This window comes from Mesorhizobium sp. M2A.F.Ca.ET.037.01.1.1 (assembly GCF_003998075.1).
Lineage (GTDB): Bacteria > Pseudomonadota > Alphaproteobacteria > Rhizobiales > Rhizobiaceae > Mesorhizobium.
The window spans coordinates 1-678 of sequence record NZ_RZSA01001646.1; the positions used below are offsets into that span (position 1 = coordinate 1).

The window sequence follows — 678 nt, forward strand, 5'->3', positions numbered from 1 at the left end:
CCCTGCGGCTGGCCGGCCTGCCCGAATGACACGTCCTAGGCGCACTTGTCTTCAATCCGGCAGCGTCGCAGCCTCGATTTCCCGTCCCAGCCGAAGCGTTTCGCGCACCAGCAGGTCGAGATCGTCGCGGCGCGTGCGGTGATTGGCGATCGCCACTCTCAGGCAATGCCGGCCGTGCACGGTCGTGTCGGACAGAGCCGCGATGCCCTCTTCCTGCAGTCTCAACATGATCTCGGTGTTGAACGCCTTGAGCCGCTCTTCGGACCCGTCATCAAGCCGGTGTCGAAAACTGACGATGTTGATGGTGGTCGGCGCCATCAGTTCGAGCGCCGGCTCCGCCTCGATCAGTCCGGCGAGGTAACGAGCCTGGGCGATGTTCTGGTCGATCAGCCGGCCGAACTTTTCGACGCCATGCTCCTTCAGCGCCATCCAGATTTTCAGCGCGCGAAAACCGCGCGACGTTTGAAGCCCGTAGTCGTTCAGCCACGCTCCGGAGGCAAGGCCGCGCGGCGTCGATTCCAGATATTCCGGCGTGACGGCAAATGTGTTGCGGTGGGCCGACGCGTCCCGCACCAGCGCGCAGCCGGCCTCGAAAGGCGCATGCAGCCATTTGTGCGGGTCGAGCGCGATCGAATCGGCTTGTTCGATACCGGCGACGAGCGATCGGTTCTCGGGCGC

Annotated in this window: 1 protein-coding gene; it reads right to left on the reverse strand. The window is 64.3% G+C overall.

From position 1 onward, the window contains the following. Nucleotides 1–51: 51 nt before the first annotated feature. A partial coding sequence (locus tag EOA27_RS38960) for a pyridoxal-dependent decarboxylase (protein WP_245491402.1) occupies nt 52–678 on the reverse strand: 627 nt, incomplete at its 5' end.